This is a genomic window from Flavobacterium sp. Root420, assembly GCF_001427905.1.
In the GTDB taxonomy this organism is placed as follows: domain Bacteria; phylum Bacteroidota; class Bacteroidia; order Flavobacteriales; family Flavobacteriaceae; genus Flavobacterium.
On the sequence record NZ_LMEF01000001.1, the window covers coordinates 787,124 to 811,907 of the forward strand.

Genomic DNA, 24,784 nt, shown 5'->3' on the forward strand with positions numbered 1-24,784 from the left:
AATCCCATATGCCGAAACATATGGGATTACTATTTAAAACAATACTAAATTGTTTGTAAAATTTTTATTTTACTTCCATTAATTCAACGTCGAAAATCAAAGTTGCGTTTGGTGGAATAACTCCTCCAGCTCCAGCAGCACCATAAGCCAAATCAGATGGAATTACAAAACGAGCTTTGTCACCCACTTGTAATAAAGCAATACCTTCGTCCCATCCTTCGATAACCTGTCCCTGACCTAATCTAAATTCGATTGGTTTTTTTCTTGGGTAAGAAGAATCAAAAACTTTTCCGTTCTCTAATGATCCTTCGTAATGAACTGCGACTGTTTTACCAGCTTCTGCTCTTCTGCCGTCTCCTTTTTGAATCATTTTGTAACGTAAACCGCTATCAGTTTTATCAAAACCAGCAGCCAATTGCTCCATTTTGGCTTCAGATTCTGCTTTTAAAGCCGCATCTCTTTTAAGACGTGCACCTTTTAAACCAACAAAAGCTTCAATAGCATTAAATTTTTCAGCTTCTTCACCAACTCTGATGATTTCTACCGCATCAAGATTATCTCCCTGAGCAACAGCATCAACAACATCCTGACCTTCTACTACGTGACCAAAAACAGTATGTTTTCCGTCTAACCAAGAAGTTGGAACGTGAGTAATGTAAAATTGAGAACCATTACTTGCAGGTCCTGAATTTGCCATTGCCAAAACTCCCGGGCGATCATGTTTTAAACTTGGGTGAAATTCATCATCAAATTTGTATCCTGGATCTCCAGTTCCAGTTCCTTTAGGACATCCACCCTGAATCATGAAATCAGGAATTACTCTATGAAAAGTCAATCCGTCATAAAATTTTTGTCCTTGTGGTTTTACTTTATTTTCCATATTTCCTTCTGCAAGAGCTACAAAATTCCCTACGGTACCTGGTGTTAAGTCGTGTGTCAATTTTACTAAAATCGAACCTTTGCTAGTATTGAATTTAGCGTATATTCCGTTTTCCATTGTTCTTATTTTTAATTTTGAATGCAAATTTACAAATTAATTTTTTATCAATTTTTTAGATTTTGATTTATATGTGAGACCATAAACCGTTAATGCCAATATTGAAAGACCAACACATCCCATAGCTACTGCATGCCATCCTCCTAATTTCCACAATAACAATCCGTAAGCAGATCCGGCTGCAGTTCCTAAAAAGCTAAAAGACATAAATACCGTATTCAATCTGTTTCTGGCATCGGGCAATAACGAATAAACTCTGGTTTGATTTGAAATGTGAACCCCCTGAATTCCGATGTCGATAAAAACAATTCCGATTGCAATTCCGATGACACTTTCTATTGAAAAATAGAAAATTATAAAGCTTATCAATATCAATAAACAACCATAACCAACTGCAACTCTTGAACCTCCCTTATCTCCCAGTCTTCCAACTAATGGCGCTGCCAATGCTCCGGAAGCTCCAACAATTCCGAATAAACCAATCGTAGCGCTATTAAAATGAAACGGTTCTCCGGAAAGTAACAAAACCATTGTCGTCCAGAAAGCTCCAAATTGGGCAAAACTAAATACATTAATCAATGTCGCTTCTCGCAGAATTGGTTGTGTTTTTATTAAGGTAAAAAGAGATTGAATTAATTGACCATAAGTTCCCTGAAATTGAGGTTTATTAACGGGGAATTTATTCTGAATCACAAAAAAGATCAAAAGACAAATTCCGGCAGCGATATAAAACATCGATCTCCAGCCTAAAACCTGACCAATAAAACCACTTAGAGTTCGGGAAAGTAAAATCCCTATTAATAAACCGCTCATAATTGTTCCGATAACTTTTCCTCGTTGTTCTACTGAACTTAATGAGGCTGCCAAAGGCAAAATAAGCTGTGGCACAATCGAAGTAATTCCGATTAACAAAGAAGCAATTTGTAAAATGAAAAAACTTTTTGCTGTTGCAGCAATAATCAATGCAATTACAGAAGCAAAAGTGGTCATTAAAATTTGCTTTTTACGTTCGAGTTTATCACCAAGCGGCACCATAAAAAACAAACCGATTGCATAGCCGGCCTGAGTCAGATACGTTATTGTACCAGCGTTAGCTTCAGGGATTTTAAATTCGTTGGCAATTAAAACAATTAAAGGTTGGCAGTAATACAGATTTGCAACTATAAGTCCAGTGCAAGCTGCCATAAATAAGACATTCGTTTTGGATAAATTCATAATGCAAAAATACCAATCTAATCTTTATCAAAACTTTAAAAAATCTATAAATTTTTCAACAGTAAGATCAAATTAGATTGGTATTTTAGAAATTGTATTGATTTCTAAGCTTTTATTTTTTCATAAAATCTTCACGAATCGGGCTAAATACATCAGTTAACATTCCTTCTTCTAAACAAACAACTCCGTGAATCGCATGAGGCGGAATGTAGAAGCTATCACCTTCTTTTAATGTCTGCGCAACTCCGGAAATCGTAACATCAAATTTACCACTTGAAACATAGGTTACCTGAGTATGATAATGTTCATGCAAAGTACCAATTCCGCCTTTTTCAAAATAAACGTTGACCAACATTACGCGATCATCGTAGGCCAGGATTTTACGTTTGATTCCTTCGCCAACAACTTCCCACTCTATATCGTCTCCTTTTATAAATTCTTTGCTTGATCCGAAACTTTGCATACTAACTCTATTTAATTATTTTTTTATTTATTTAATACTTTTTAGGTCCTTCTTCATTAACTCTATTCCTTCAGTTAAATTGTTTTCCTTAAAATACTTTTCTAGTTCTATTAACCGTTTTTTATTATCGTATTTAAATCCTGAATTTAATTTTCTTTGACAGAGCGAACACAATCTTATAGAATGAGTATCTGTCTCCGGCATGCTATTGGTACCATTCATCACACAGTTAGCATTAATACAATGATGCAGGCCAAACATATGTCCGATTTCATGAGAACATATTTTCAACAATCGTTCTAAACATAAAGTAAAATCTGCTTCTTCCTGCATTCTGTGAATAGAACTTACTGCGATTTTATCTCTGTAAGATGCCAGTCCAAAAACATAATTCCATTCCGGTTTGGGATACAAATCCTTTTCTGTTATTGCCATTAAAGCAATTCCTTTATGAGGTTTTTCTTCTTTCAAAACATGGTTTAAAATATACCCTGCTAAAAACTGCTCCTGTCCTACATCACCAATTCGTCTGGCATGATCAGGAATAATATCGTTAGAAACATTTTCTAAAACCTTAGTTTCTAACTGAAAAAAAATCTGCAAGTACTGACGAACTAATTCAATTTGTTTTAATTGTACCAAATCAAATTTTCCGATAGGTTTTAAATAAATAATATTCTCTTCTTTTGATGGAACAACATGAGGTGTTTTCATGAATTGTTCAAAACTCTGTCCTTTTTCTTTATGAGAATACAGCCATTCACCAAAAACAGGCTCCCCAAGCTTAACATCATTAATTTTAATGGCTGTAAAATAGGGTTGCGGCGGTAAAGTTTCTTCCGGTTTTGATTGTGGCTTTGGAATTAAATTTTCTTTTTTTTCGGAGTGACACGAACAAAGAACCACCAAAAACAGCAAAAGAAATTTCTTCATAAATTATTATTAGATTAATTTTTTTACAATAAAATCGTAACTAGTTTTAATGGAATCAAAAGAATTTGGAGTGTAATTATTTTCCTGTTCAACAAAAAAATGAACCATTCCGGATTGTTTTACTGTTGCAAAAAAAGGTTTAAAATCAATAGAGCCTACACCAATTTCAGTATTTAAGGCCGGATTTACTTTATCCATATCTTTAACATGCCACAATTTAAAGCGTCCCGGATTTTCTTTAAATAACTTAAGCGGATCGTTACCTGAACGGACTACCCAATATAAATCCAATTCAAAAGAAACTAAATTTTTATCTGTTTCTTTTAACAGAATCTCATAACCTGTGACACCATCATGCTTTTTGAACTCAAAATCGTGATTATGATAAGCTAGTTTTAAACCAGCATCTGCACACATTTTTCCGGCTTCGTTTAAACGAGCAGCAATCTTATGAAAATCATTTCTAAAAGGTTCATCAACCCAGGGAACTGTTAAGTATTCATTTTTTAAAGTTTTGGCAGCTTCAATTGCCGCTTTAACTTCTTCTAAATTTCCATCATATAAAAAGCTTCCTAAATTATAATGTCCGCTAACGGCTTTTAAGTTATTCGTGTCTAAGATTTTCTTTAGTTCCGGAGCAGACAATCCCCAAAATTGGTCTTTGATAGAAAAGCCATACGTTTCGACTGTTGTATATCCTGCTTTTGCAATTTTTTCTAAAGTTGATTTTACATCTTTTGGAAGTTCATCACGTAAGGTGTATAACTGTAAACCTATTTCTTTTTTATCCATGGTAAATGCAAATGATGGCAAGGCTAAAACTGCAGTTGCAGCCAAGCTTGTATTTATAATGAAGTTTCTTCTTGTGATCATTTCTTATCTTAAAAAAATCCGAAAGTAAATCTACTCTTTTTATTGAAATGCATCACATTTCAGTAAAAAATTGATTTTCGAAATTAGCGATAAATTGATGTAGAGCAGCAAGGGTTTCGTTATTTACAATTTTTCCTTCTTCGTTAATTTTCCCACGAACACCTTGTATCAAAAGCAGATTTTCATCTTCAAATTGTGCTTCTAAAGTTTTCATTATCAAAATTAATTGTTCATGCCCCATTTCTCCAGAAGCAGAAGCCGTAATCAATCCGACTTTCTTTTTGGAGAAAATTGTGGTAGAAACACACCATTCTAAAACATTTTTTAAACTGCCGGGTAAACTGAAAACATATTCAGGAGCACAGATTATGATTCCGTCAGCCTGAGCAATTTTATTTCTGAATGAAATAATTGTTTGCGGCGGATTATCTGTATCTAAATCTGGGTTAAAATGTGGAAGTTTATCCAAATTTTCAAAAATTTCAACTTCAAACTCCTTTTTTATCTCTTCCGAAATATATTTTAAGATTTTAAAATTGCTTGATTTTTTTCTTGTACTGCCCGTAATGGCGAGGATTTTTATTTTTTTGAAAGACATTGTAATCGTAAAAATTAATTTCTTTAAAAATAAAGAAATTAAAATCTAACACAACAAATAATATCTTCTGATTACTTTGCAGTCAATAAATTCATTGTTGCCAATTTATCAGAATCCAGCGCTTGTGGAGGATAATTTTGTTTTTCATTTCTAAAAGAAGAGACCTTTCCATTTTTATCTACATACAAATAGGTATACTTCCAATAACTTGAACCTGCCTCTCTTGAATCATTTCTATTTGATTCATCATAAATTTGATCCGCATAAACAAATATTTCTCCATTTGTAGTATTATCAAATACTCTTATGGGAGTTCCCCAGGTTTTTAGAAGATTCTGTTTTGTTTTTCCAACCATTTGATCTCCTGTGATTTTTGAACTTGAACATGAACAAAATAGGATTGTAACGAGCAATAAAAGGATATTTTTCATAAGGTGATAGATTTATGTTTTTAGAATTAAATTAGGTATATAATAGTACTTAAAATTAGTACTTAAAAATTTACATAAATATAATAAAATGTTATATAATTATTACCTATTTAACTGAAAAACTACTAGTTACACAATTCATAATCAAAAACTTAGATTTATTACCTATGTACGCTGGGAACTGATTATTTGAATTTTGTTTTTAATTATCTCAACTATTTACTTGTATCTTTGCACTTCAAAACTTTTGAAGAAAAAAAATGCGAATTGATATTATTACAATTTTACCAGAATTATTAAAGAGTCCGTTTGAGGCTTCGATCATGAAACGAGCCATTGATAAAGGTTTAGTTGAAGTACATTTTCATAATTTGCGGGATTATACTACCAATAAACAAAAAAGTGTCGATGACTATCCGTTTGGAGGTGGCGCGGGAATGGTAATGACCGTACAGCCAATTGACGATTGTATTACGCATTTGAAAAGTCAGCGTGAATATGATGAAATCATATATATGTCTCCAGACGGAGAAACGCTGAACCAAAAAATGGCTAACACTATGTCGATGTATGAAAACATTATCATTTTATGCGGACATTATAAAGGTGTGGATCAACGCGTACGTGATCATTTTATTACCAAAGAAATTTCGATTGGTGATTATGTTTTATCTGGTGGAGAATTAGGTGCTTTGGTTTTATCAGATGCTTTGATTCGATTAATTCCAGGAGTACTAAGTGATGAAACTTCTGCATTGACAGATAGTTTTCAGGACAATTTGCTTTCAGGGCCTATATACACAAGACCTGCAGATTATAAAGGATGGAAAGTACCGGAAGTTTTGACAAGCGGTCACTTTGCAAAAATCGATAAATGGCGCGAGGATATGGCGTACGAACATACAAAGAACAGGAGACCGGATTTATTAGAAGGGCATTAAAAGTTTTTTTCAGTCTCAGTCCCAGCTTAAATGTAAATTTTCAGATCGCCTTGACTGAAAACTGCGACCGAAAACTGCGGCTAAACATCATTTTATCAACAACTTAAAATAATTCATAATTTATAATTCATAATTTATAATTATTTTCTACATTTGCACCCGAATTAGACTAACCTCTGGCGAGATCCGTGAATGTTGCTCTATATAAAAAACCATAATTAAAGATATCATGGCAGATTTAATGAAATTCGTTCAAACCGAATTAGTTGCTAAAAAAGATTTCCCTGTTTTCGGAGCTGGAGATACTATCACAGTTTTCTACGAAATTAAAGAGGGTGAAAAAACAAGAACTCAGTTTTTTAAAGGAGTTGTTATTCAAAGAAGAGGTTCTGGTAACACAGAAACTTTTACTATTCGTAAAATGTCAGGGGCTATTGGAGTTGAGCGTATCTTCCCGGTAAACTTGCCAGCTTTGCAAAAAATTGAAATCAACAAAAAAGGTGCTGTACGTAGAGCTAGAATTTTCTACTTCAGAGAACTTACTGGTAAAAAAGCTAAGATTAAAGATAAAAGAAGATAATCATTTATCTCTTTGTTATAAAAAACTCGTTTCATGTCATTTGAAACGAGTTTTTTTTTGTGCCTTATTTTCAAAATATCAAAACCGTAAAATTTTAATATCAAAATCATCGATTTGACAATTTAAAGATTCCAAAATAACAATCTCATAATTCCTGTTTTTCTCTCCAAAACTACACCGTTTTCGGACTGATTTTATTATATTTGCTCCGCTCATTTTGAGCCGACTATACCTTTTCCATCGCCATCCTTTTGACGATACGATTATAAAAAAAAAAAAAAATGACACAGAATTCAAAAATTTTTTACACCTTAACTGATGAGGCGCCTCTATTAGCGACTTATTCTTTGTTACCAATTGTTCAGGCATTTACTGCTACGGCTGGGATTGCTATTGAAACCAGAGACATTTCGTTAGCAGGTAGAATTTTATCTAATTTTCCTGAAGTCTTAACAGATGATCAAAAAACTGGAGACGCTCTTGCTGAACTTGGTCAGTTAGCAACACAACCTGAAGCTAACATTATCAAATTACCAAACGTTTCTGCATCTGTACCGCAATTAAAGGCGGCTATTGCTGAATTACAATCTCATGGTTACAAAATCCCTAACTTCCCTGAAGAGCCTCAAAACGATGCCGAAAAGGAAATTAAAGCTAAATATTCTAAAGTTTTAGGTTCTGCCGTAAACCCGGTTTTACGTGAAGGAAACTCTGATCGTAGAGCTCCAAGAGCGGTTAAAAACTTTGCAAAAGCAAATCCACACTCTATGGGTGCATGGTCTGCTGACTCAAAAACTAAGGTAGCTTCTATGCCAAATGGTGATTTCTACGGAAGTGAAAAATCACTTACTGTTTCAGAAGCTAATGATGTAAAAATTGAATTCGTTGCTAAAGATGGTACAACTACTGTTCTTAAAGCAAGTACTCCTTTAAAAGCAGGAGAAATCATTGACAGTGCTGTTTTAAGTGTAAAAAAATTAAAATCTTTTGCGGCTGAAGCAATTGCTGATGCTAAAAAAGAAGGTTTATTACTTTCTGTTCACTTAAAAGCGACAATGATGAAAGTATCAGATCCAATTATCTTTGGCGCTATCGTTGAAGTTTATTTTGCTGATCTTTTCAAAAAATACGAGGCTTTATTCAATGAATTAAACATTGATACCAGAAATGGTTTAGGTGATATCTACGCAAAAATTGCAGGAAGACCTGAACAAGCTGAAGTTGAAGCTGACATTACGAAAGCGATCGAAAACGGACCGGCTTTGGCAATGGTTAATTCTGATAAAGGAATTACAAACTTACACGTTCCTTCAGACGTAATTGTAGATGCTTCTATGCCAGCTATGATTCGTACTTCTGGACAGATGTACAATAAAGAAGGTAAACAACAAGATACAATCGCAGTCATTCCCGACCGCTCTTACGCAGGACTTTATACTGCAACTATAGATTTCTGTAAAAAACACGGTGCTTTTGATCCTAAAACAATGGGAAGTGTTCCTAACGTAGGTTTGATGGCTCAAAAAGCAGAAGAATACGGATCTCATGACAAAACTTTCCAAATACAAGGTGATGGAGTTGTTCGCGTAGTTGATAACAAAGGAACCGTTTTAATGGAGCAAAACGTTGAGGCTAATGACATTTTCAGAATGTGTCAGGCGAAAGACGCTCCTATTCAGGACTGGGTTAAACTGGCAGTAAACAGATCTCGTTTATCTGATACGCCTGCTGTTTTCTGGTTAGACGAAAACAGAGCGCATGACAGAGAATTGATTACAAAAGTTCAAAAATATTTAAAAGATTACAATACCGTAAACTTAGATATCCGTATTTTAAATCCGATCGCTGCAACTGAATTTACTTTAGACAGAATCATCAAAGGCTTAGACACTATCTCTGTAACAGGAAACGTTTTACGTGATTATTTAACTGACTTATTCCCAATTTTAGAATTAGGAACTTCAGCTAAAATGTTATCTATCGTTCCGTTAATGAACGGTGGCGGATTGTTCGAAACAGGTGCCGGGGGTTCTGCTCCTAAACACGTTGAGCAATTTACTGAAGAAGGATATTTACGTTGGGATTCATTAGGAGAATTTTTAGCGCTTGGTGCTTCATTAGAACATTTAGGACAAACTTTGAATAATTCTAAAGCAATTGTTTTATCTGAAACTTTAGACGAAGCAAACGATAAATTCTTGGCTAATGATAAATCTCCAGCACGTAAGATAGGGCAAATTGACAATCGTGGATCTCACTTTTACCTTGCATTCTATTGGGCGCAGGCTTTGGCTGCTCAAAATAAAGATGCAGAACTGAAAGCTATTTTCACTCCAATCGCTGCTGAATTTGAAGCTAACGAAGCTAAAATAGATGCTGAATTAATTGGTGCACAAGGAAAACCTCAAACACTTGGTGGTTATTACCAACCAACTCCGGCATTAGTAAACAAAGCAATGCGTCCTAGTGAAACATTCAATGCAATTATTGCTAAAATAAAATAAGTAACATATTGTTATAATATATTTAAAAAGACAACCCTAAAAGGTTGTCTTTTTTTTATCTTAACTAATGTTTAACAATCGTTACGTCCTAATATTTAGCAAGAATTCATAACTATGTAAATCAAAATCCCGAAAATGATTACAAAAAAAATAAGCATTTTTCTTATTCTAATTTTCACAACTTTTACTTCATTTTCGCAGGAGAAATTTACTTTAAGCGGCACCATAACCGACTTTAAAAACAACGAAACCTTAATTGGTGTCAATATTTATATCCCATCTTTAAAAATAGGAACTACGACTAACGAATATGGCTTTTATTCGCTTACCGTTCCCGCTGGCGACCATCAAATAGAAATTACTTACGTCGGATTTCAAACTATTCAGAAAACTGTCAACTTAAATCAAAACACCAAAATGAATTTCGGTTTGAGCGAAGGCGGCGAAGAACTTCAGGAAGTTGTCATTAAAGATAACAAAGGTAAAATCAATATCAAGTCGCCAGAAATGAGCGCAAACAAACTCTCGATTGCCACCATCAAAAAAATGCCTGTCGTTTTAGGCGAAGTTGATGTTTTAAAATCTATTTTATTGCTTCCAGGGGTTACTAATGCTGGCGAAGGTGCGTCTGGATTCAACGTTCGCGGTGGCGGTGCCGATCAGAATTTAATTTTATTAGATGAAGCAACAATATTTAATTCCTCTCACGTTTTTGGCTTCTTCTCCGTTTTTAATCCGGATGCCATTAAAGATTTAAAATTATACAAAGGTGGAATTCCGGCACGTTACGGCGGTAGAGCATCTTCTGTTCTGGATATTTATCAGAAAGACGGTAGCAGTAAAGATTTTCATTTAAATGGAGGAATCGGTTTAATTTCCAGCCGAATCCTTGCTGAAGGCCCAATTGTAAAAGATCGGGGTTCCTTTTTGATTGGAGGAAGAGCTTCCTACGCTCATTTATTTCTTAAACTATCAGAAGGCCAGAAAGATAATTCAGCTTATTTTTATGATTTAAATACTAAATTGAGTTACAAACTCAACGATAACAACAATTTATATTTATCTGGTTATTTTGGGCGTGATGTTTTCAGTTTAAACAAAAGCTTTACCAATACTTATGGTAATTCAACTTTAAATCTTCGTTGGAATCATTTATTTTCTGAAAAATTATTTTCAAACCTTTCTTTGATATACAGCGATTATTATTACGGTCTTGATTTAGATTTTGTTGGTTTCAAATGGGATTCAGGTATTAGGAATTACAATATCAAATATGATTTTAAACATTACATTTCGGATAAATTCAAACTGAATTATGGTCTAAATGGAATCTATTACGAATTCAATCCCGGAACTATAAAACCTACTGATTCTGAATCCAGTATAAATTCAGATCAATTAGATAAAAAGTATGCTTTTGAGCCTTCAGTTTATATTGATGCTGAAAATCAAATCTCGAAGAAATTCACGATTGCTTACGGATTGCGATACAGTTTATTTTATCGTTTAGGCGAATCAACGGTAAATTTATACGAAAACAATAATGCTGTTGTTTTTAACCCGGATTTGCAGATTTACGAAAAAGGAACTCCAGTTGACACTAAATATTGCGGAAAAAACAAGGTTATTAAAAGTTACAATAATCTCGAACCACGTTTTTCAGCTTCTTACCAATTAAACGACGATCAGGCGATCAAAGCGAGTTATAACCGAATGGCGCAATATCTTCAGTTGATTTCAAATACCTCATCTCCTACTCCTCTGGATGTCTGGATGCCGAGTGATACTTATATCAAACCTCAAATTGCAGATCAGGTAGCATTGGGTTACTTCAGAAATATTAAAAATGGAGCCTACTCTATTGAAGTTGAAACCTATTACAAAGAAATTCAAAATCGCCTGGATTATATTGATGGCGCTGATTTAATAGCAAATAATGCAATCGAACAAGTAATTTTAAATGGGCAAATGCGTGCTTATGGTTTAGAAGTAATGTTCAAAAAAAATGAAGGCAAATTCAATGGCTGGATATCCTATACTTTATCCAAATCAGAACAACAAACTCCGGGAAGAACTCCCGAAGAAACGGGGATAAATAATGGCCAATGGTATAGTTCTGCCTATGACAAAACGCATAATTTAGCCATTACTTCTGCTTATAATCTGAACGAAAAATGGTCATTTGGTGCTAACTTTGCTTTGCAGTCCGGACAACCAGTCACTTATCCGAATGGACAATACGAATATTTAGGAATTACAGTTCCGAGTTACGGCTTACGAAATGAGTACCGTTTACCTGCCTATCACCATCTGGATGTTTCGGCAACTTTAACTCCAAGAAAAAATAAAGACCGAAACTGGAAAGGCGAATGGGTTTTTAGTATTTACAATTTATACAATCGACAAAATGCAGCCTCAATTAATTTCCGCCAAAATGTAGATACTGGTGAAAACGAAGCCGTAAAAACATCGATTTTCGGAATTGTACCCGCCGTGAGTTATAATTTTAAATTTTAAAAATTACTTTCTGTTATCAGAAATTAAAAATATATAACATGAAAAAAGTAACTTTACTAATTGTATTTTTTATATTGATTTTCTTCACTAGCTGCGAAGAAGTTGTTGATGTGGATTTAGATACTGCGCCACCGAAATTGGTAATTGAAGCCGCTATAAACTGGCAGAAAAGCACCACAGGCAAACAACAAACTATCAAATTGACAACAACAACCGGTTATTTCGAAAACGTGATTCCAACTGTTTCCGGCGCAACTATTTATATAAAAAACAGTAATAATGAACGTTTCAATTTTATAGAGGTTCCAAAAACGGGTCGATATGTATGCACAAATTTCAAGCCTGTAATCGAAGAACAATACACCTTGACTGTAATTACTAGCGGAAGTACTTATACAGCAAGTGAAACTCTAAAATCTGTAGCGCCAATTACCCGAATTGAACAAAATAATGAAGGTGGTTTTACAGGAAAAGATATTGAAATAAGAGCCTTTTATAATGATCCCGGAAATATTGATAATTTTTATTTGTACCGCCATATATATTCCAATAAAATCAAATCAAGTTATTATGTAGATGAAGATAAATTTTTTAATGGGAATGAATTTTTCAGTCTTTCAGATGATGACGAATTAGAAGTTGGAAATGAAATTGAAATAACACATTACGGAATTTCGAAACAATATTACAATTATATGAATATTCTAGTAAGTATTGCAGGCAGTAACGTTGGCGGTCCGTTTCAATCTCCTCCAGCAACAGTAAAAGGAAATATCATCAATACAACGGATAAAAATAATTATCCTTTAGGCTATTTTTCCCTTTGTGAAACCGATTTAAAAAAATACACTATTAAATAAATAAACTTATTAAAAATGGAAGCCCAAATTAAAATTTTAACCGAAAAAAAATTAATAGGCAAACATACTACCATGTCGTTTATGGAAAATAAAACCTTTCAATTATGGAACAGTTTTATGCCACGACAAAAGGAAATAAAAAATGCAGTCGATTCTAATTTATATTCGCTTGAAGTTTTCCCTCAAGGATATTTCGATAATTTTGATGCTGACAGAACATTCCAGAAATGGGCTGCTGTCGAAGTAAAAGATTTAGATACAATTCCGTCTGAAATGGAGTCTTTAATAATACCAACAGGAATATATGCAGTTTTTATACACGTAGGACCAGCAACTGAGGGTTATAAAACCTATCATACGATTTTTACAGAATGGTTGCCAAATTCTGAATATACAGTAGACGACAGACCCCATTTTGCCGTTATGGATGAAAGATATAAAAAAGATGATCCTGATTCTGAAGAAGAAATCTGGATTCCGATAAAAAACAGACCGTAAAACAAAAAAACATGCTAACAGAAACTCTAAAATCACTTTTTAATCGGGATCTCAACAAATTAAAAGTTGAAATCGAATCGTATCAAAACGAAAGTCAAATCTGGACAATTGACAAAAACATTTCAAATTCGGCCGGAAATCTTTGTTTGCATTTAATTGGAAACCTAAATACATATATTGGTGCTGAACTTGGAAAGACAGGTTATGTACGAAATCGTCCTTTAGAATTCTCTTTAAAAGATGTACCGAGATCAGAATTAATTAGCAAAATTGAAGAAACTATTTTAGTTGTAAATACTACTCTAGATTCTTTGACTGAAGCCGATTTAAAATCTATTTATCCGCAAATCGTTTTCGAAAAAGAAATGACAACCGAATTCTTTTTAGTGCATCTTTCAACGCATTTAGCCTATCATTTAGGGCAAATTAATTATCACAGAAGGCTAATATAATTTTAGATTGCAGATTTTAGATTTTAGATTGAAAATAAAACACTAAAAAAATCCAAAATCTGAACTCTAAAATCTAAAATACTACCCGTACCTTTACAATAAATTTTCAAAAAAAATAGCATGTCATCACACCATATAGTTCGCGACGATCAGGAACCCGCTTTAATTATTGCAAACGGAGCCGCCTGTAATCCTGAATTATTAGGACAACTACTTGAATGGTCCCCACTTGTTGTTGTCCTGGATTCTGCCATCGAAAGAGTCATTGAATTAGATATAAAAGTCGATGTGCTTTTGGGGGATTTCGATAATGGTTTCGATCCTGAAATCTATAAAACGTCACAATATCCAATTGAAATTGTACACACACCAGATCAAAACAAAACGGATCTCGAAAAAGCGTTCGATTATTTAATTGACAGAAAAATTCCAGCCGTAAATGTCGTTTGGGCCACAGGAAAACGCGCCGATCATACCATTACAAATCTTACCAATATTGTTCGTTATCGCAATTTGCTTAAAATTGTAATTCTCGATGATCATTCCAAAATATTTTTATTGCCCAATAAATTCGAAAAATGGTATACGGCAAAAACTCCTATTTCTTTGATTCCAATTGGGGTTGTAAATGGCATTTATTCTACCAATTTAGATTATCAATTGCAAAATGATACGCTTACCATGGGCTACAGAACCGGAAGCAGCAACTCAGTAGCACAAGATGGAATTGTAACGATTACGCATCAAAATGGCGATTTGTTGCTGATGGAGTGTATTGATTAAATTGACTTCCTGAGTATTAAAAAGATTGTTTATACAACAATCAGCTATTGAACCGCGAAAATTTAATTAATTTTGGGTTTACTACTTTGTAACGAGACAAGTTGATAGTTATTTTCAGCTAATAGCGAAGAAATGAAATATGAAAAACCTTCTAATACTTCTTTTATTATTTGTTTTAAGCAGTACAACTAAAGACGAAAAAGTTGAACTGAGAATTTATAATGATAGTAAATTCAAGATTGAGAAAATAAAAATCGGCTTTAAAGGTAACTTAATAGAATTCAAAAACATTGAGTCTAAAAGTTTTAGTGAAATCAAAGCAGTTGATGGTTTATGGAAAGATAACTGTTATGATTTAACCGTTTATAAAAAGCGTTTTTTTTGTCATAATTTTTGGGCTCATCAGATTTGTCTTCCAGTTGATCATATTGGTGATAATAATATTAAAAGTGGAAAATATACCCTGAAATTGAAAATCAAAAAACAGGGCAAAAAAAACATCTCTGTGGAATCCGAATATATTAGTGAGAATAAAAACGAATGATAACAGCTACTACAATGAATTTCGAAAATTAATTAAAGGAAAGTTGGTTTTGTATTTGCGATGATTTGGCAAATCCGAAGAATGGGCTTAATTTAGTCCCAAACCCGATGTCGTACTGGAACGTTTAGCATTCATTACAACAGACAAGTACAATAACAATCAAATAGACAAAAAACAATGAAGCTTAATCACATCAACTTAGTTGTTTCAAATGTTGCAGACGCAATAAATATTTTTGAAACATATTTCAATTTTAAATGCACCGACATAAAAGGAGACAACATTGTTGCAGTTTTAAAAGGTACTGACGACTTTACTCTTGTTATAATGGGAAATAAAGACGGACAAGTGAATTACCCTGAAGCTTTTCACTTAGGCTTTATGTTGGCTGACACAAACGCTGTAATAAAAACTTATGAGAAACTAAAAAACGGTGGCGTTGTAGTTGGACAAGAACCAAGAAAAATAAGAGATAGTTTTGGGTTCTACTTCACCTATGACAAAATAATGATAGAAGTTGGACATTATATAATTTAAAATGGCTTGACAATACAATGAGACGCTAACACGGGTTTTGCGTTAGTGGGCGGACGACGAATAGAAACATTTGAGCAATAAATGAACACCTCCCATATCAGCTACAACAGATTTGGGTAATTGGCGTAATGGGAAGTTGTTTTTGTATTTGGCTTGATTTGCTTCGCCTGTTCGCTATCGCTCGAGTGGCAAATCTGAATAAAAATCTTTACAAAAGGATTTTTACTCCCAACGCTTCACAACAATTATCCACGCGACTTTCCATAAAATCTTTTCTAAAAAAGGAATGACTATCTTTGCACCAAATTTACAAAATGAAAGCAGCAGACAATTCGGAAAAAACCAATTTACATCCTCGAAATCTTCACCGTTCCCGTTATGATTTCGAACTTCTTATTACGAATTGTCCTGAACTCAAAAAGTATGTTGCGATAAATGTTCACGGAATTGAAACCATTGATTTTAGTAATCCTGATGCCGTAAAAGCACTTAACAAAGCTTTACTACAAACGTATTATGACATTCAAAACTGGGATATTCCTAAAAATTATCTTTGCCCGCCAATTCCCGGAAGAACTGATTACATTCATTATTTAGCTGATTTACTGGCAGAAAGTAACAACGGAATTATTCCAACAGGTTCAGCTGTTTTGGGATTAGATATCGGAACGGGTGCCAATTGTATCTATCCGATATTAGGAAATGCAATTTACGATTGGAGTTTTGTTGGAACTGATATTGACCTTAAAGCAATTGAAAACTGTGCAAAAATCATTGAAGAAAATCCAAAATTGATTGACGCTATCAGTCTTCAACAACAAACTGAATCCAGATTTATTTTCAAAAATATCATCACGCCCGAAGATCTTTTTACTTTCACAATGTGTAATCCTCCTTTTCATGCTTCTGCTGAAGATGCCAATCAAAGTACGGTTCGTAAAGTATCTAACTTAAATCCGAAGGAAAAGAAAAAAACAAACCCTGTTTTAAACTTTGGAGGTCATAATGCAGAGTTATGGTGTGATGGCGGAGAAATTGGTTTTGTAACTCAAATGATTTATGAAAGTGCCAAATATGCTATGCAATGTCAATGGTTTACGACTTTGGTGTCTAAAAGAGAAAATCTTTCCAGCATTTACAAAACATTAAACAAAGTAAATGCAGCTTCTATCAAAACAATTGATATGGCTCAGGGTCAAAAAACAAGCCGAATTATAGCATGGACTTTTTTGAGTGAAGCGCAACAAAAATCCTGGAAAATTTAAGAATCATAAATCAAATTTTAATCTTTGTTTTTGTAACTTCGGGTAAATTATAACATTATGAATACGCTTGAACTTAGAAATATTGTAATTGCAGAAATCGAAAAAATTGATGACGACTCTTTTTTGTCAGCATTAAAATAAAATTACCTTAAAACAAATACAAATCTTAAGAATTAGGCATACAAGCAGAAATCCTAAAAAATTGTAATTCTGATACTTTAAAATAAAATTCTGATACTTTCTATATATAATTCAGAGTACCTTTAAGCTAAATCTAACCCTTCATGACTACGCCTAAAATATTCCTTAGAATAGTATTATTTCTGTTAATCACGAGCTGTGCTTCTACTAAAAATGTAAAATTTGAAGATTACGTTTTTGAGACCAAAACAGAAAAACAAGCTTACATAACTTCATACGACAAAGCATTAAAACTTTGGGATATTCCTTTTACCGAAGAAAACGTGCAAACCACTTTAGGAACTGCACACGTCATTATGGCTGGTCCTAAAAATGCAAAAGCTTTAGTGCTACTTCACGGAATGGATGCCAGCTCAACAATGTGGTATCCAAATATTAAGGCATTAGCCCAAAATCATCGCATTTATGCCATCGATTTTTTGATGGAACCTAACAAATCAACTTTAACTGCAAAACCACTTTCACGCGATGAAATTGTAATTTGGTACAATGAAATTTTCAGTCATTATAAATTAAAGAAATTTGATATCGTTGGGGCTTCCCGCGGTGGTTGGATTGCAACTTTATTGGCGACTCAAAAAGAAAACAATATTGATAAAATAGTTTTACTAAGCCCGGCTCAAACCTTTAAATTTATTGATAAAGTTAGAAAAACATCCTCAGCGTTGATGTTAAAACTTTTCCCAAGTGAAAAGAAATTTAGTAAAACGCTTAAGACATTCTCAACGCATCCCGAAAAAATTAGTCCGGTTTATAAAAGACAATTTTATTTGGCAAACAAATATGCTAAATCAAATTCAAGCATGCTAAAAATGACGCCCTTTTCTGATGACGAATTAAAGGCAATCTCCAATCCGGTTTTGGTTTTAATTGGTGATCACGATGTCATTAACTCTGAAGATAGTTTAGAAAGGGCACAGAAATATCTTCCAAATAATAAAACGAAAATGATCACAGATGCAGGCCATTTCTTAACCATTGATCAGTCAAAAATTGTGAATGAGGCCGTAGTTAATTTTTTAAATTAATCAATTTCATATTCAAAACATAACAATTCTAAGCTCACTTTTTATCTTTTTTATCGGTTTCAAACTTTGTATCTTTACAAAACTTAATCTTTCAGCACTTAAAAATGAATTTCCAGGTATCCTCAGAATATAGTCCGAAAGGCGATCAGCCACAAGCGATTGAAAAGCTAGCACAAGGAATTCGTGATGGCGAAAAATATCAAACTTTATTAGGTGTTACAGGTTCCGGTAAAACATTTACCGTTGCCAATGTAATTGAGGAAGTTCAAAGACCAACTTTAGTTTTGGCACATAACAAAACTCTGGCAGCGCAATTGTATTCGGAATTCAAACAGTTTTTCCCGAATAATGCGGTCGAGTATTTCGTTTCGTACTATGATTATTATCAACCGGAAGCTTTTATGCCTGTAACTGGCGTTTTCATTGAAAAAGATTTATCTATTAATGAAGAGCTTGAAAAAATGCGTTTAAGCACTACCTCTTCCCTGCTTTCAGGAAGACGCGATATATTAGTTGTCGCTTCAGTTTCTTGTCTGTATGGTATTGGAAATCCAGTCGAATTTAAGAAAAACGTAATTGAAATTTCAAGAGATCAGGTCATTTCAAGAACTAAATTATTACATAGTTTAGTTCAGAGTTTATATGCCAGAACAGAGGCCGATTTTAATCCGGGAACATTCCGAATTAAAGGCGATACAGTTGAAGTGTACCCAAGTTACGCCGATGACGCCTTTAGAATTCACTTCTTTGGAGATGAAATAGAAGAAATAGAATCTTTTGATGCCAAGACTTCACAAGTTATTGAAAAATTCAAAAGACTGACTATTTACCCCGCTAATATGTTTGTGACTTCTCCTGAAGTATTACAAGGCGCTATTTGGGAAATCCAACAGGATTTAGTCAAACAGGTTGATTATTTTAAAGACATAGGAAAACATCTCGAAGCAAAACGTTTGGAAGAACGAACCAATTTCGATTTAGAAATGATTCGTGAATTAGGCTATTGCTCCGGAATTGAAAATTATTCGCGTTATCTCGACGGACGACAAGCCGGCACGAGACCTTTCTGTTTATTAGATTATTTCCCGAGTGATTTTTTAATGATTGTTGATGAAAGTCACGTAACAGTTTCGCAAGTTCATGCTATGTACGGAGGTGACCGCAGTCGTAAAGAAAATCTGGTCGAATACGGTTTCCGTTTACCGGCCGCAATGGACAATAGACCTTTGAAATTTGAAGAATTTGAAGCTTTGCAAAATCAGGTTATTTACGTATCTGCAACCCCGGCAGATTATGAGTTGCAAAAGTCAGATGGAATATATGTGGAACAGATTATTCGTCCGACAGGCTTATTAGATCCGGTTATCGAAGTAAGACCGAGTTTAAATCAGATTGATGATTTGATCGAAGAAATTCAGGTTCGTTGTGAATTAGACGAAAGAGTTCTTGTAACCACTTTGACCAAAAGAATGGCGGAAGAATTAGCCAAATATTTAACTAAAGTCAATATTCGTTGTCGCTACATTCACTCTGAAGTGGATACGCTGGAACGTATCGAAATCATGCAGGATTTGCGTAAAGGTATTTTTGATGTTTTAATTGGGGTAAATTTATTGCGTGAAGGTTTGGATTTACCTGAAGTTTCGCTTGTGGCAATTTTAGATGCCGATAAGGAAGGTTTTTTACGTAACCACAAATCTTTAACGCAAACCATCGGTCGTGCGGCAAGAAATCTGAACGGAAAAGCGATTCTATATGCTGATAAAATGACAGGCAGTATGCAAAAAACGATTGATGAAACCAATTACCGCCGAACCAAACAGATTAATTTTAATGTAGAAAACAATATAATTCCCCAGGCATTAAACAAAAAAATTGAGAGTGCATTTACGAAAAATCCGTTGGTGGAATATGAATTAGGACATACTTTGTCTGTTGCTGCAGAACCGGAAACAGCCTATTTATCAAAATCGGAATTAGAAAAAATGATTCGTGAGAAACGAAAATCAATGGAAAAAGCAGCCAAAGATTTAGACTTTTTACAAGCTGCCAAACTGCGTGATGATATTAAAAAACTACAAGAACAATTAGCTTAATTGTGTTGTTCCTGAAAAACTTTCAGTAAAACTTTAGGATCGACCATAGCGTTTGGTGCTTTTTTCATCAAATCTAAAACTCTTTTTACAGCACCCGGATTCAATCCCATTTCAATGGCGATTTGTTGTATTCCTGTTGCTTCTTTTTCATGCAAAATTCCATCACAATGCATAATCAAAGCCAGTCTGTAAAATTGTTGGATACGCTGAAATTCTGATTTTATAATTTGCTTTGTATGTTCCTGATGAAACAAATCATTAAAAACATCAAAATCAATATTTAATTCCTTGGCGACTAGCCACAAAAAATCATACTCTCTTTTGTGCAACTTTCCATCAACGGTAGAAAAAGTTATCATTTCTAAAAGTAAACTTCTCTTTTCTGCTTCTGTATTCATCAATTTATTATTTTTAGCTAAAATATTGCTTTCAAATTTAAACACAAAATTACTAATGATTCGAGGAATATTCTTTTTTATTTTTCTGTGGATGATCACTATCGGAAATGCACAGCAAAGTACAGCTTCAAAAAACGTTTCGACTTTTACGATTGAAGCACCTCAACTCAAAACCATCAAGAAAATCTGGATTTATTTGCCTGAAGGTTATTCGGCTTCAGCCAAAAAAAAATACAACGTCATATATATGCACGATGCCCAAAATTTATTTGATGCCAAAACCTCTTTTGTTGGCGAATGGAATGTCGATGAAAAACTTGACAGCTTAAAAGCACCGTTAATTGTAGTGGGAATCGAGCACGGAAATGACAAACGTATAGACGAATTAACGCCTTATAAAAACGAAAAATACGGCGGTGGAAATGCCGATAACTATCTTGATTTTATAGTAAAAACACTAAAACCGTACATTGATAAAAACTACAGAACCAAAACCAAGGCCAAAAACACAACGATAATGGGAAGTTCTCTTGGCGGCTTGGTGTCCTATTATGCCATTCTGAAATATCCAGAAGTTTTTGGAAAAGCGACCGTTTTTTCGCCATCCTTCTGGTTTTCAAATGAAATTTTTACTTTAGCCGAAAAAGCACCTAAAAACAAAACCAAAATTTACTTTTTATGTGGCGACAAGGAAAGTGATGACATGGTGAAAGATATGAAAAAGATGGAAACACTTTTGGATCGAAATCGTTGTTATTGTCTTCATCTCACCAAAGATAAAATTGTAAAAGGCGGAGAACATAACGAAAAACTTTGGCGTGATGGTTTTGTAGATGCAATTCTTTGGCTTGGTTATTAAACTAAAAAATAAAAACTTACTTTTATTTATGGAACTAATTTTAAGAGAATACAATTTAAAACTCAAACATACTTTTACCATTTCAAGGGAATCAATTGATTTTCAGCATTCTTTAATTGTTGAATTAAAAAGTGATGGCCATTCAGGTTTTGGGGAAGCTACTTCAAATCCGTATTACAAAACCACAGTTCCGGTGATGATGGAAGATTTGGAAAAAATCAGAACTGTCATTGAAACGTCAGAAAATGAAACTCCTGAAGTGTTTTGGGCGAAAATTTATCCATTTTTAAAACATGATATGTTTGCTTTATGTGCTTTAGATTTGGCTTATAATGATTTATATGCCAAAAAAAAAGGCAAAAAGCTTTACGAATTATGGAATTATACAACTGAGAAAAATCCGCTTACGGATTATACTATTGGAATTGCTTCTATAGAAAAAATGGTTTCAAAAATGCAGGAACTTCCCTGGCCTATTTATAAAATTAAGCTGGGAACCAAGGAAGATATCGCAATTATAAAAGAGCTTCGAAAACATACCGATGCTATTTTTAGAATTGATGCTAATTGCGGTTGGGGCGCTGAAGAAACAATTAATAACGCTGTTGAATTAAAAAAACTAGGTGTTGAATTTCTGGAACAACCCATGAAAGCAGATAACTGGGAAGCGCACAAAGAAGTTTTCAAACATTCTGTCCTACCAATAATTGCTGATGAAAGCTGTATTATTGAAGAAGATGTGGCGAAATGTTTCAACCATTTTCACGGTGTAAATGTAAAATTGGTAAAATGCGGTGGTTTAACGCCTGGCAAAAGAATGATCGAAGAAGCCAAAAAGTTAGGTTTAAAAACAATGGTGGGCTGTATGACAGAATCTACTGTTGGAATTTCTGCTATTGCGCATTTACTGCCACAATTGGATTATGTTGATATGGATGGTGCTTTGCTTTTGGCAGAAGATATCGCAACAGGAGTTACTATAAAAAATGGCGTTGTCTCCTATTCTGAACTTAACGGAACCGGGGTCGCTTTAATCTAACAAAAATGAATGTCAATCAATTTCCAGATCGAATTATCGAAATCAACCAGGAACAGTATTTGTATTTTGGCGGAACAGCTTATTTGGGATTACCAACAAATAAGGCTTTTCAGGAATTGGTTGTAAAAAATATTCTGAAATGGGGAACAACATACGGAAGCTCCAGAAATGCAAATATAAAAGTTACAGCTTATGAAAACGGCGAAACTTTTTTAGCAAACTATATTAAAGCAGCCGCTGTAGTTACCGTTTCTTCCGGAATGCTGGCCGGAAAATTGGCAATCGATGAATTGAAAAAACAGACTGACACTTTTTTTCATTTTGATGATATTCACACAGCGATTCAAACCAATAACAGTTTACCCGTTTTTATAGATGGCAAAATAAATTCCAGATTATTGGATGAAAAAGAAGAAAAAATCACAATCCTAATGGATGCAGTTCCTTCTTTTGAAACCAATCCAATTGATTTAAATATTCTGAGAGAAATTCCAAAACACAAAGAAGTTACGTTGCTTATTGACGAATCACATTCTCTTGGGATTTTAGGTAAAAATGGCTGTGGAATTTATTCCGATATCAATCTTCCGATTAAGAGAAAAATTATGGTTTCTTCTCTGGGGAAAGCTTTTGGTTTAACTGGTGGTGTAATTGCAAGTGATACTACATTTATCAATCAAATAAAAAAATCAGAAATTTATGGTTCTGCAGCCGGAATGAATCCTGCGTTTGTCCAGACGTTAGCTGATGCTTCAGAAATTTATCCTAAACAACATCAAAAATTAGTTGAGAATCTAAGTTATATTGACCACAAAATAATCAAAGAGGATTCTATCAAATTTGATAAAAACTACCCTTTAATCTATCTGAAAGACAAAAATATTATTAATGTATTACAAGCAAATAAGATTATAATCGCCAGTTTTAAATACAAACAAAACGCAGATAATCTGAATCGGGTTGTAGTTACAGCCAATCACACAAAAGAAGATTTAGATAAATTAATAACTATATTAAGCAGTAAAAACACTTAATAGGTAAATTTAATGGTGTGTCAATCTCGCGCAAAGACGCAAAGACGCCAAGGTTGGATTCTTTTACTTTGCGCCTTTGCGTCTTTGCGCGAAAATATCGACAACCTTTGCCTTTAATTCTAAACCCAAAATTGCCTTCTAATTGCTTTTAAAACGTACCTTTGTAAAAAATTAAACGATGACAAACAACGATATCCTAAAAAAACTTCGCGTGGCTTTGATGCTCCGTGATGATCAAATAGTTGAGATTTTAGAATTAGTAGATTTTAGAATTACAAAATCAGAATTAGGGGCTTTTTTCAGAGCTGAAGATCATGAAAATTATATGGAATGTGGTGACCAGGTTTTGCGCAACTTCTTAAACGGATTAGTAATTCACTTAAGAGGAACCAAAGAAAATCCTAAAAACCCGAATGATGTTTTAGCCAAACATAAAGCAGAAATTCCGAAGAAAGAAAGTACAAAAGAAAGACCTGAATTTAAAGCAAGTGCTAAAGATGCTGAAAAAGGAAGAGGCGATAAAGCACCTTCTAAAACGGGTCCTGCAGCTAAAAAACCTTTCAAGAAAAAAACTGCTGCTCCAAAAGTACAAGTTGTTGAGAAAGTAGTTTATAAAAACGGTAAGAATAAAAAATAATTAATAGCTCTAAAGTTTAACCGCAAAGGGCACTAAGATTTACGCAAAGTTCGCAAAGCTATAATTGGATATAGCTTTGCGAACTTTGTGTTTTAAAAAAGATCCCAAATTTTCAAATATAGCCCGCGGTTTTAACCGTGGGAATTCTTTTGCGTTTTAAAAAAGATCATAATTACAAATCTAATTCTCAAATATAGCTCCCAATTTCAACCACGGGAATCCAACGTATATTGTAAAATAAATATCTTGACGTCCCTGCGGTTGAAACCGCGGGCTATGTTCGCCAATCTTTTTGCAGATAGCTTTGCGTCCCGAGGCTTCGGGATGCGTTTATATTGAACCCTATAGATAAAAAGCCTTGCGTACCTTGCGGTTAATTAGAAAGCAAAAAAAATGTAGCTGTCTCAAAACTGAGGCAGCTATTTTTTTTGAGTTTGTTTTTTTCTGGTCAATTTTGTATATTTAATCAGTGATTAACAGCTGATTATATATGAGATTCAA

General features: G+C 33.9%; 25 protein-coding genes. 17 read left to right on the forward strand and 8 right to left on the reverse strand.

Going from position 1 to position 24,784, the window contains the following annotated elements; translation table 11 throughout:
- Positions 1-64: 64 nt before the first annotated feature.
- The 7 genes from ASC72_RS03470 to ASC72_RS03500 all read right to left on the reverse strand — a co-directional run bounded on the left by ASC72_RS03470 (position 65) and on the right by ASC72_RS03500 (position 5,510).
- Positions 65-997 carry a peptidylprolyl isomerase gene (locus ASC72_RS03470; RefSeq protein ID WP_056186723.1) on the reverse strand — a complete coding sequence of 311 codons (933 nt, stop codon included), beginning with the start codon at positions 995-997 and terminating at the stop codon, positions 65-67.
- A 36-nt stretch (positions 998-1,033) separates the two neighbouring features.
- Positions 1,034-2,182 carry an MFS transporter gene (locus ASC72_RS03475; RefSeq protein ID WP_241775604.1) on the reverse strand — a complete coding sequence of 383 codons (1,149 nt, stop codon included), beginning with the start codon at positions 2,180-2,182 and terminating at the stop codon, positions 1,034-1,036.
- 142 nt (positions 2,183-2,324) lie between these two features.
- Positions 2,325-2,675, reverse strand: coding sequence for a cupin domain-containing protein (locus ASC72_RS03480; protein WP_056186728.1), 351 nt, complete (start codon positions 2,673-2,675; stop codon positions 2,325-2,327).
- Positions 2,676-2,702: 27 nt separating this feature from the next.
- Positions 2,703-3,608: a Zn-dependent protease gene (locus tag ASC72_RS03485; RefSeq protein ID WP_056186732.1), complete on the reverse strand. Its 906-nt coding sequence runs from the start codon at positions 3,606-3,608 to the stop codon at positions 2,703-2,705.
- 9 nt (positions 3,609-3,617) lie between these two features.
- Entirely contained in the window at positions 3,618-4,481 is an 864-nt protein-coding gene (locus ASC72_RS03490; RefSeq protein ID WP_056186734.1) for a sugar phosphate isomerase/epimerase, read from the reverse strand.
- Positions 4,482-4,533: 52 nt separating this feature from the next.
- Positions 4,534-5,079, reverse strand: coding sequence for an NADPH-dependent FMN reductase (locus ASC72_RS03495; protein WP_056186737.1), 546 nt, complete (start codon positions 5,077-5,079; stop codon positions 4,534-4,536).
- Positions 5,080-5,150: 71 nt separating this feature from the next.
- A complete protein-coding gene (locus ASC72_RS03500; protein ID WP_056186740.1) occupies positions 5,151-5,510 on the reverse strand; it encodes a hypothetical protein in 360 nt (119 codons plus the stop codon).
- Positions 5,511-5,770: 260 nt separating this feature from the next.
- Between ASC72_RS03500 and trmD the strand changes: the two genes are divergently transcribed.
- From trmD to uvrB, 13 genes are all read left to right on the forward strand, one after another.
- Complete coding sequence (gene trmD / locus ASC72_RS03505; protein WP_056186742.1) at positions 5,771-6,451, forward strand: tRNA (guanosine(37)-N1)-methyltransferase TrmD; 681 nt, start codon at positions 5,771-5,773, stop codon at positions 6,449-6,451.
- Between the two features lie 229 nt (positions 6,452-6,680).
- Positions 6,681-7,031, forward strand: coding sequence for a 50S ribosomal protein L19 (gene rplS / locus ASC72_RS03510; protein ID WP_007804248.1), 351 nt, complete (start codon positions 6,681-6,683; stop codon positions 7,029-7,031).
- A gap of 281 nt (positions 7,032-7,312) precedes the next feature.
- On the forward strand, positions 7,313-9,535 hold the full coding sequence (locus ASC72_RS03515; protein WP_056186746.1) for an NADP-dependent isocitrate dehydrogenase: 2,223 nt from the start codon (positions 7,313-7,315) through the stop codon (positions 9,533-9,535).
- Between the two features lie 135 nt (positions 9,536-9,670).
- Positions 9,671-12,052: a TonB-dependent receptor gene (locus ASC72_RS03520; protein ID WP_056186750.1), complete on the forward strand. Its 2,382-nt coding sequence runs from the start codon at positions 9,671-9,673 to the stop codon at positions 12,050-12,052.
- Positions 12,053-12,090: 38 nt separating this feature from the next.
- Complete coding sequence (locus tag ASC72_RS03525) at positions 12,091-12,912, forward strand: DUF4249 domain-containing protein (RefSeq protein WP_056186755.1); 822 nt, start codon at positions 12,091-12,093, stop codon at positions 12,910-12,912.
- A 15-nt stretch (positions 12,913-12,927) separates the two neighbouring features.
- On the forward strand, positions 12,928-13,410 hold the full coding sequence (locus tag ASC72_RS03530; RefSeq protein ID WP_056186757.1) for a GyrI-like domain-containing protein: 483 nt from the start codon (positions 12,928-12,930) through the stop codon (positions 13,408-13,410).
- 11 nt (positions 13,411-13,421) lie between these two features.
- Positions 13,422-13,862, forward strand: a complete 441-nt coding sequence (locus ASC72_RS03535; protein WP_056186761.1) for a DinB family protein — start codon at positions 13,422-13,424, stop codon at positions 13,860-13,862.
- A gap of 120 nt (positions 13,863-13,982) precedes the next feature.
- A complete protein-coding gene (locus tag ASC72_RS03540) occupies positions 13,983-14,645 on the forward strand; it encodes a thiamine diphosphokinase (RefSeq protein ID WP_056186764.1) in 663 nt (220 codons plus the stop codon).
- Between the two features lie 139 nt (positions 14,646-14,784).
- Complete coding sequence (locus ASC72_RS03545) at positions 14,785-15,189, forward strand: hypothetical protein (protein ID WP_056186768.1); 405 nt, start codon at positions 14,785-14,787, stop codon at positions 15,187-15,189.
- 177 nt (positions 15,190-15,366) lie between these two features.
- Complete coding sequence (locus ASC72_RS03550; RefSeq protein ID WP_056186771.1) at positions 15,367-15,726, forward strand: VOC family protein; 360 nt, start codon at positions 15,367-15,369, stop codon at positions 15,724-15,726.
- A gap of 314 nt (positions 15,727-16,040) precedes the next feature.
- Positions 16,041-16,991, forward strand: a complete 951-nt coding sequence (gene rlmF / locus ASC72_RS03555; RefSeq protein ID WP_056186774.1) for a 23S rRNA (adenine(1618)-N(6))-methyltransferase RlmF — start codon at positions 16,041-16,043, stop codon at positions 16,989-16,991.
- 284 nt (positions 16,992-17,275) lie between these two features.
- Complete coding sequence (locus ASC72_RS03560; RefSeq protein ID WP_056186777.1) at positions 17,276-18,220, forward strand: alpha/beta fold hydrolase; 945 nt, start codon at positions 17,276-17,278, stop codon at positions 18,218-18,220.
- 104 nt (positions 18,221-18,324) lie between these two features.
- Positions 18,325-20,316, forward strand: a complete 1,992-nt coding sequence (gene uvrB, locus ASC72_RS03565; RefSeq protein WP_056186780.1) for an excinuclease ABC subunit UvrB — start codon at positions 18,325-18,327, stop codon at positions 20,314-20,316.
- On the opposite strand, the gene ASC72_RS03570 is transcribed toward uvrB, so the two are convergent.
- Positions 20,313-20,714: a hypothetical protein gene (locus ASC72_RS03570; protein ID WP_056186936.1), complete on the reverse strand. Its 402-nt coding sequence runs from the start codon at positions 20,712-20,714 to the stop codon at positions 20,313-20,315. The genes uvrB and ASC72_RS03570 overlap by 4 nt on opposite strands.
- Positions 20,715-20,769: 55 nt before the next feature.
- Between ASC72_RS03570 and ASC72_RS03575 the strand changes: the two genes are divergently transcribed.
- From ASC72_RS03575 to ASC72_RS03590, 4 genes are all read left to right on the forward strand, one after another.
- Positions 20,770-21,573 carry an alpha/beta hydrolase gene (locus tag ASC72_RS03575; RefSeq protein WP_056186783.1) on the forward strand — a complete coding sequence of 268 codons (804 nt, stop codon included), beginning with the start codon at positions 20,770-20,772 and terminating at the stop codon, positions 21,571-21,573.
- A gap of 28 nt (positions 21,574-21,601) precedes the next feature.
- Complete coding sequence (locus tag ASC72_RS03580; protein WP_056186939.1) at positions 21,602-22,612, forward strand: dipeptide epimerase; 1,011 nt, start codon at positions 21,602-21,604, stop codon at positions 22,610-22,612.
- 5 nt (positions 22,613-22,617) lie between these two features.
- Positions 22,618-23,646: an aminotransferase class I/II-fold pyridoxal phosphate-dependent enzyme gene (locus ASC72_RS03585; protein WP_056186786.1), complete on the forward strand. Its 1,029-nt coding sequence runs from the start codon at positions 22,618-22,620 to the stop codon at positions 23,644-23,646.
- 178 nt (positions 23,647-23,824) lie between these two features.
- The gene (locus ASC72_RS03590; RefSeq protein WP_056186790.1) at positions 23,825-24,283 is read left to right on the forward strand and encodes a DUF1456 family protein; all 459 of its coding nucleotides are present in this window, start codon (positions 23,825-23,827) and stop codon (positions 24,281-24,283) included.
- Positions 24,284-24,784: the final 501 nt, after the last annotated feature.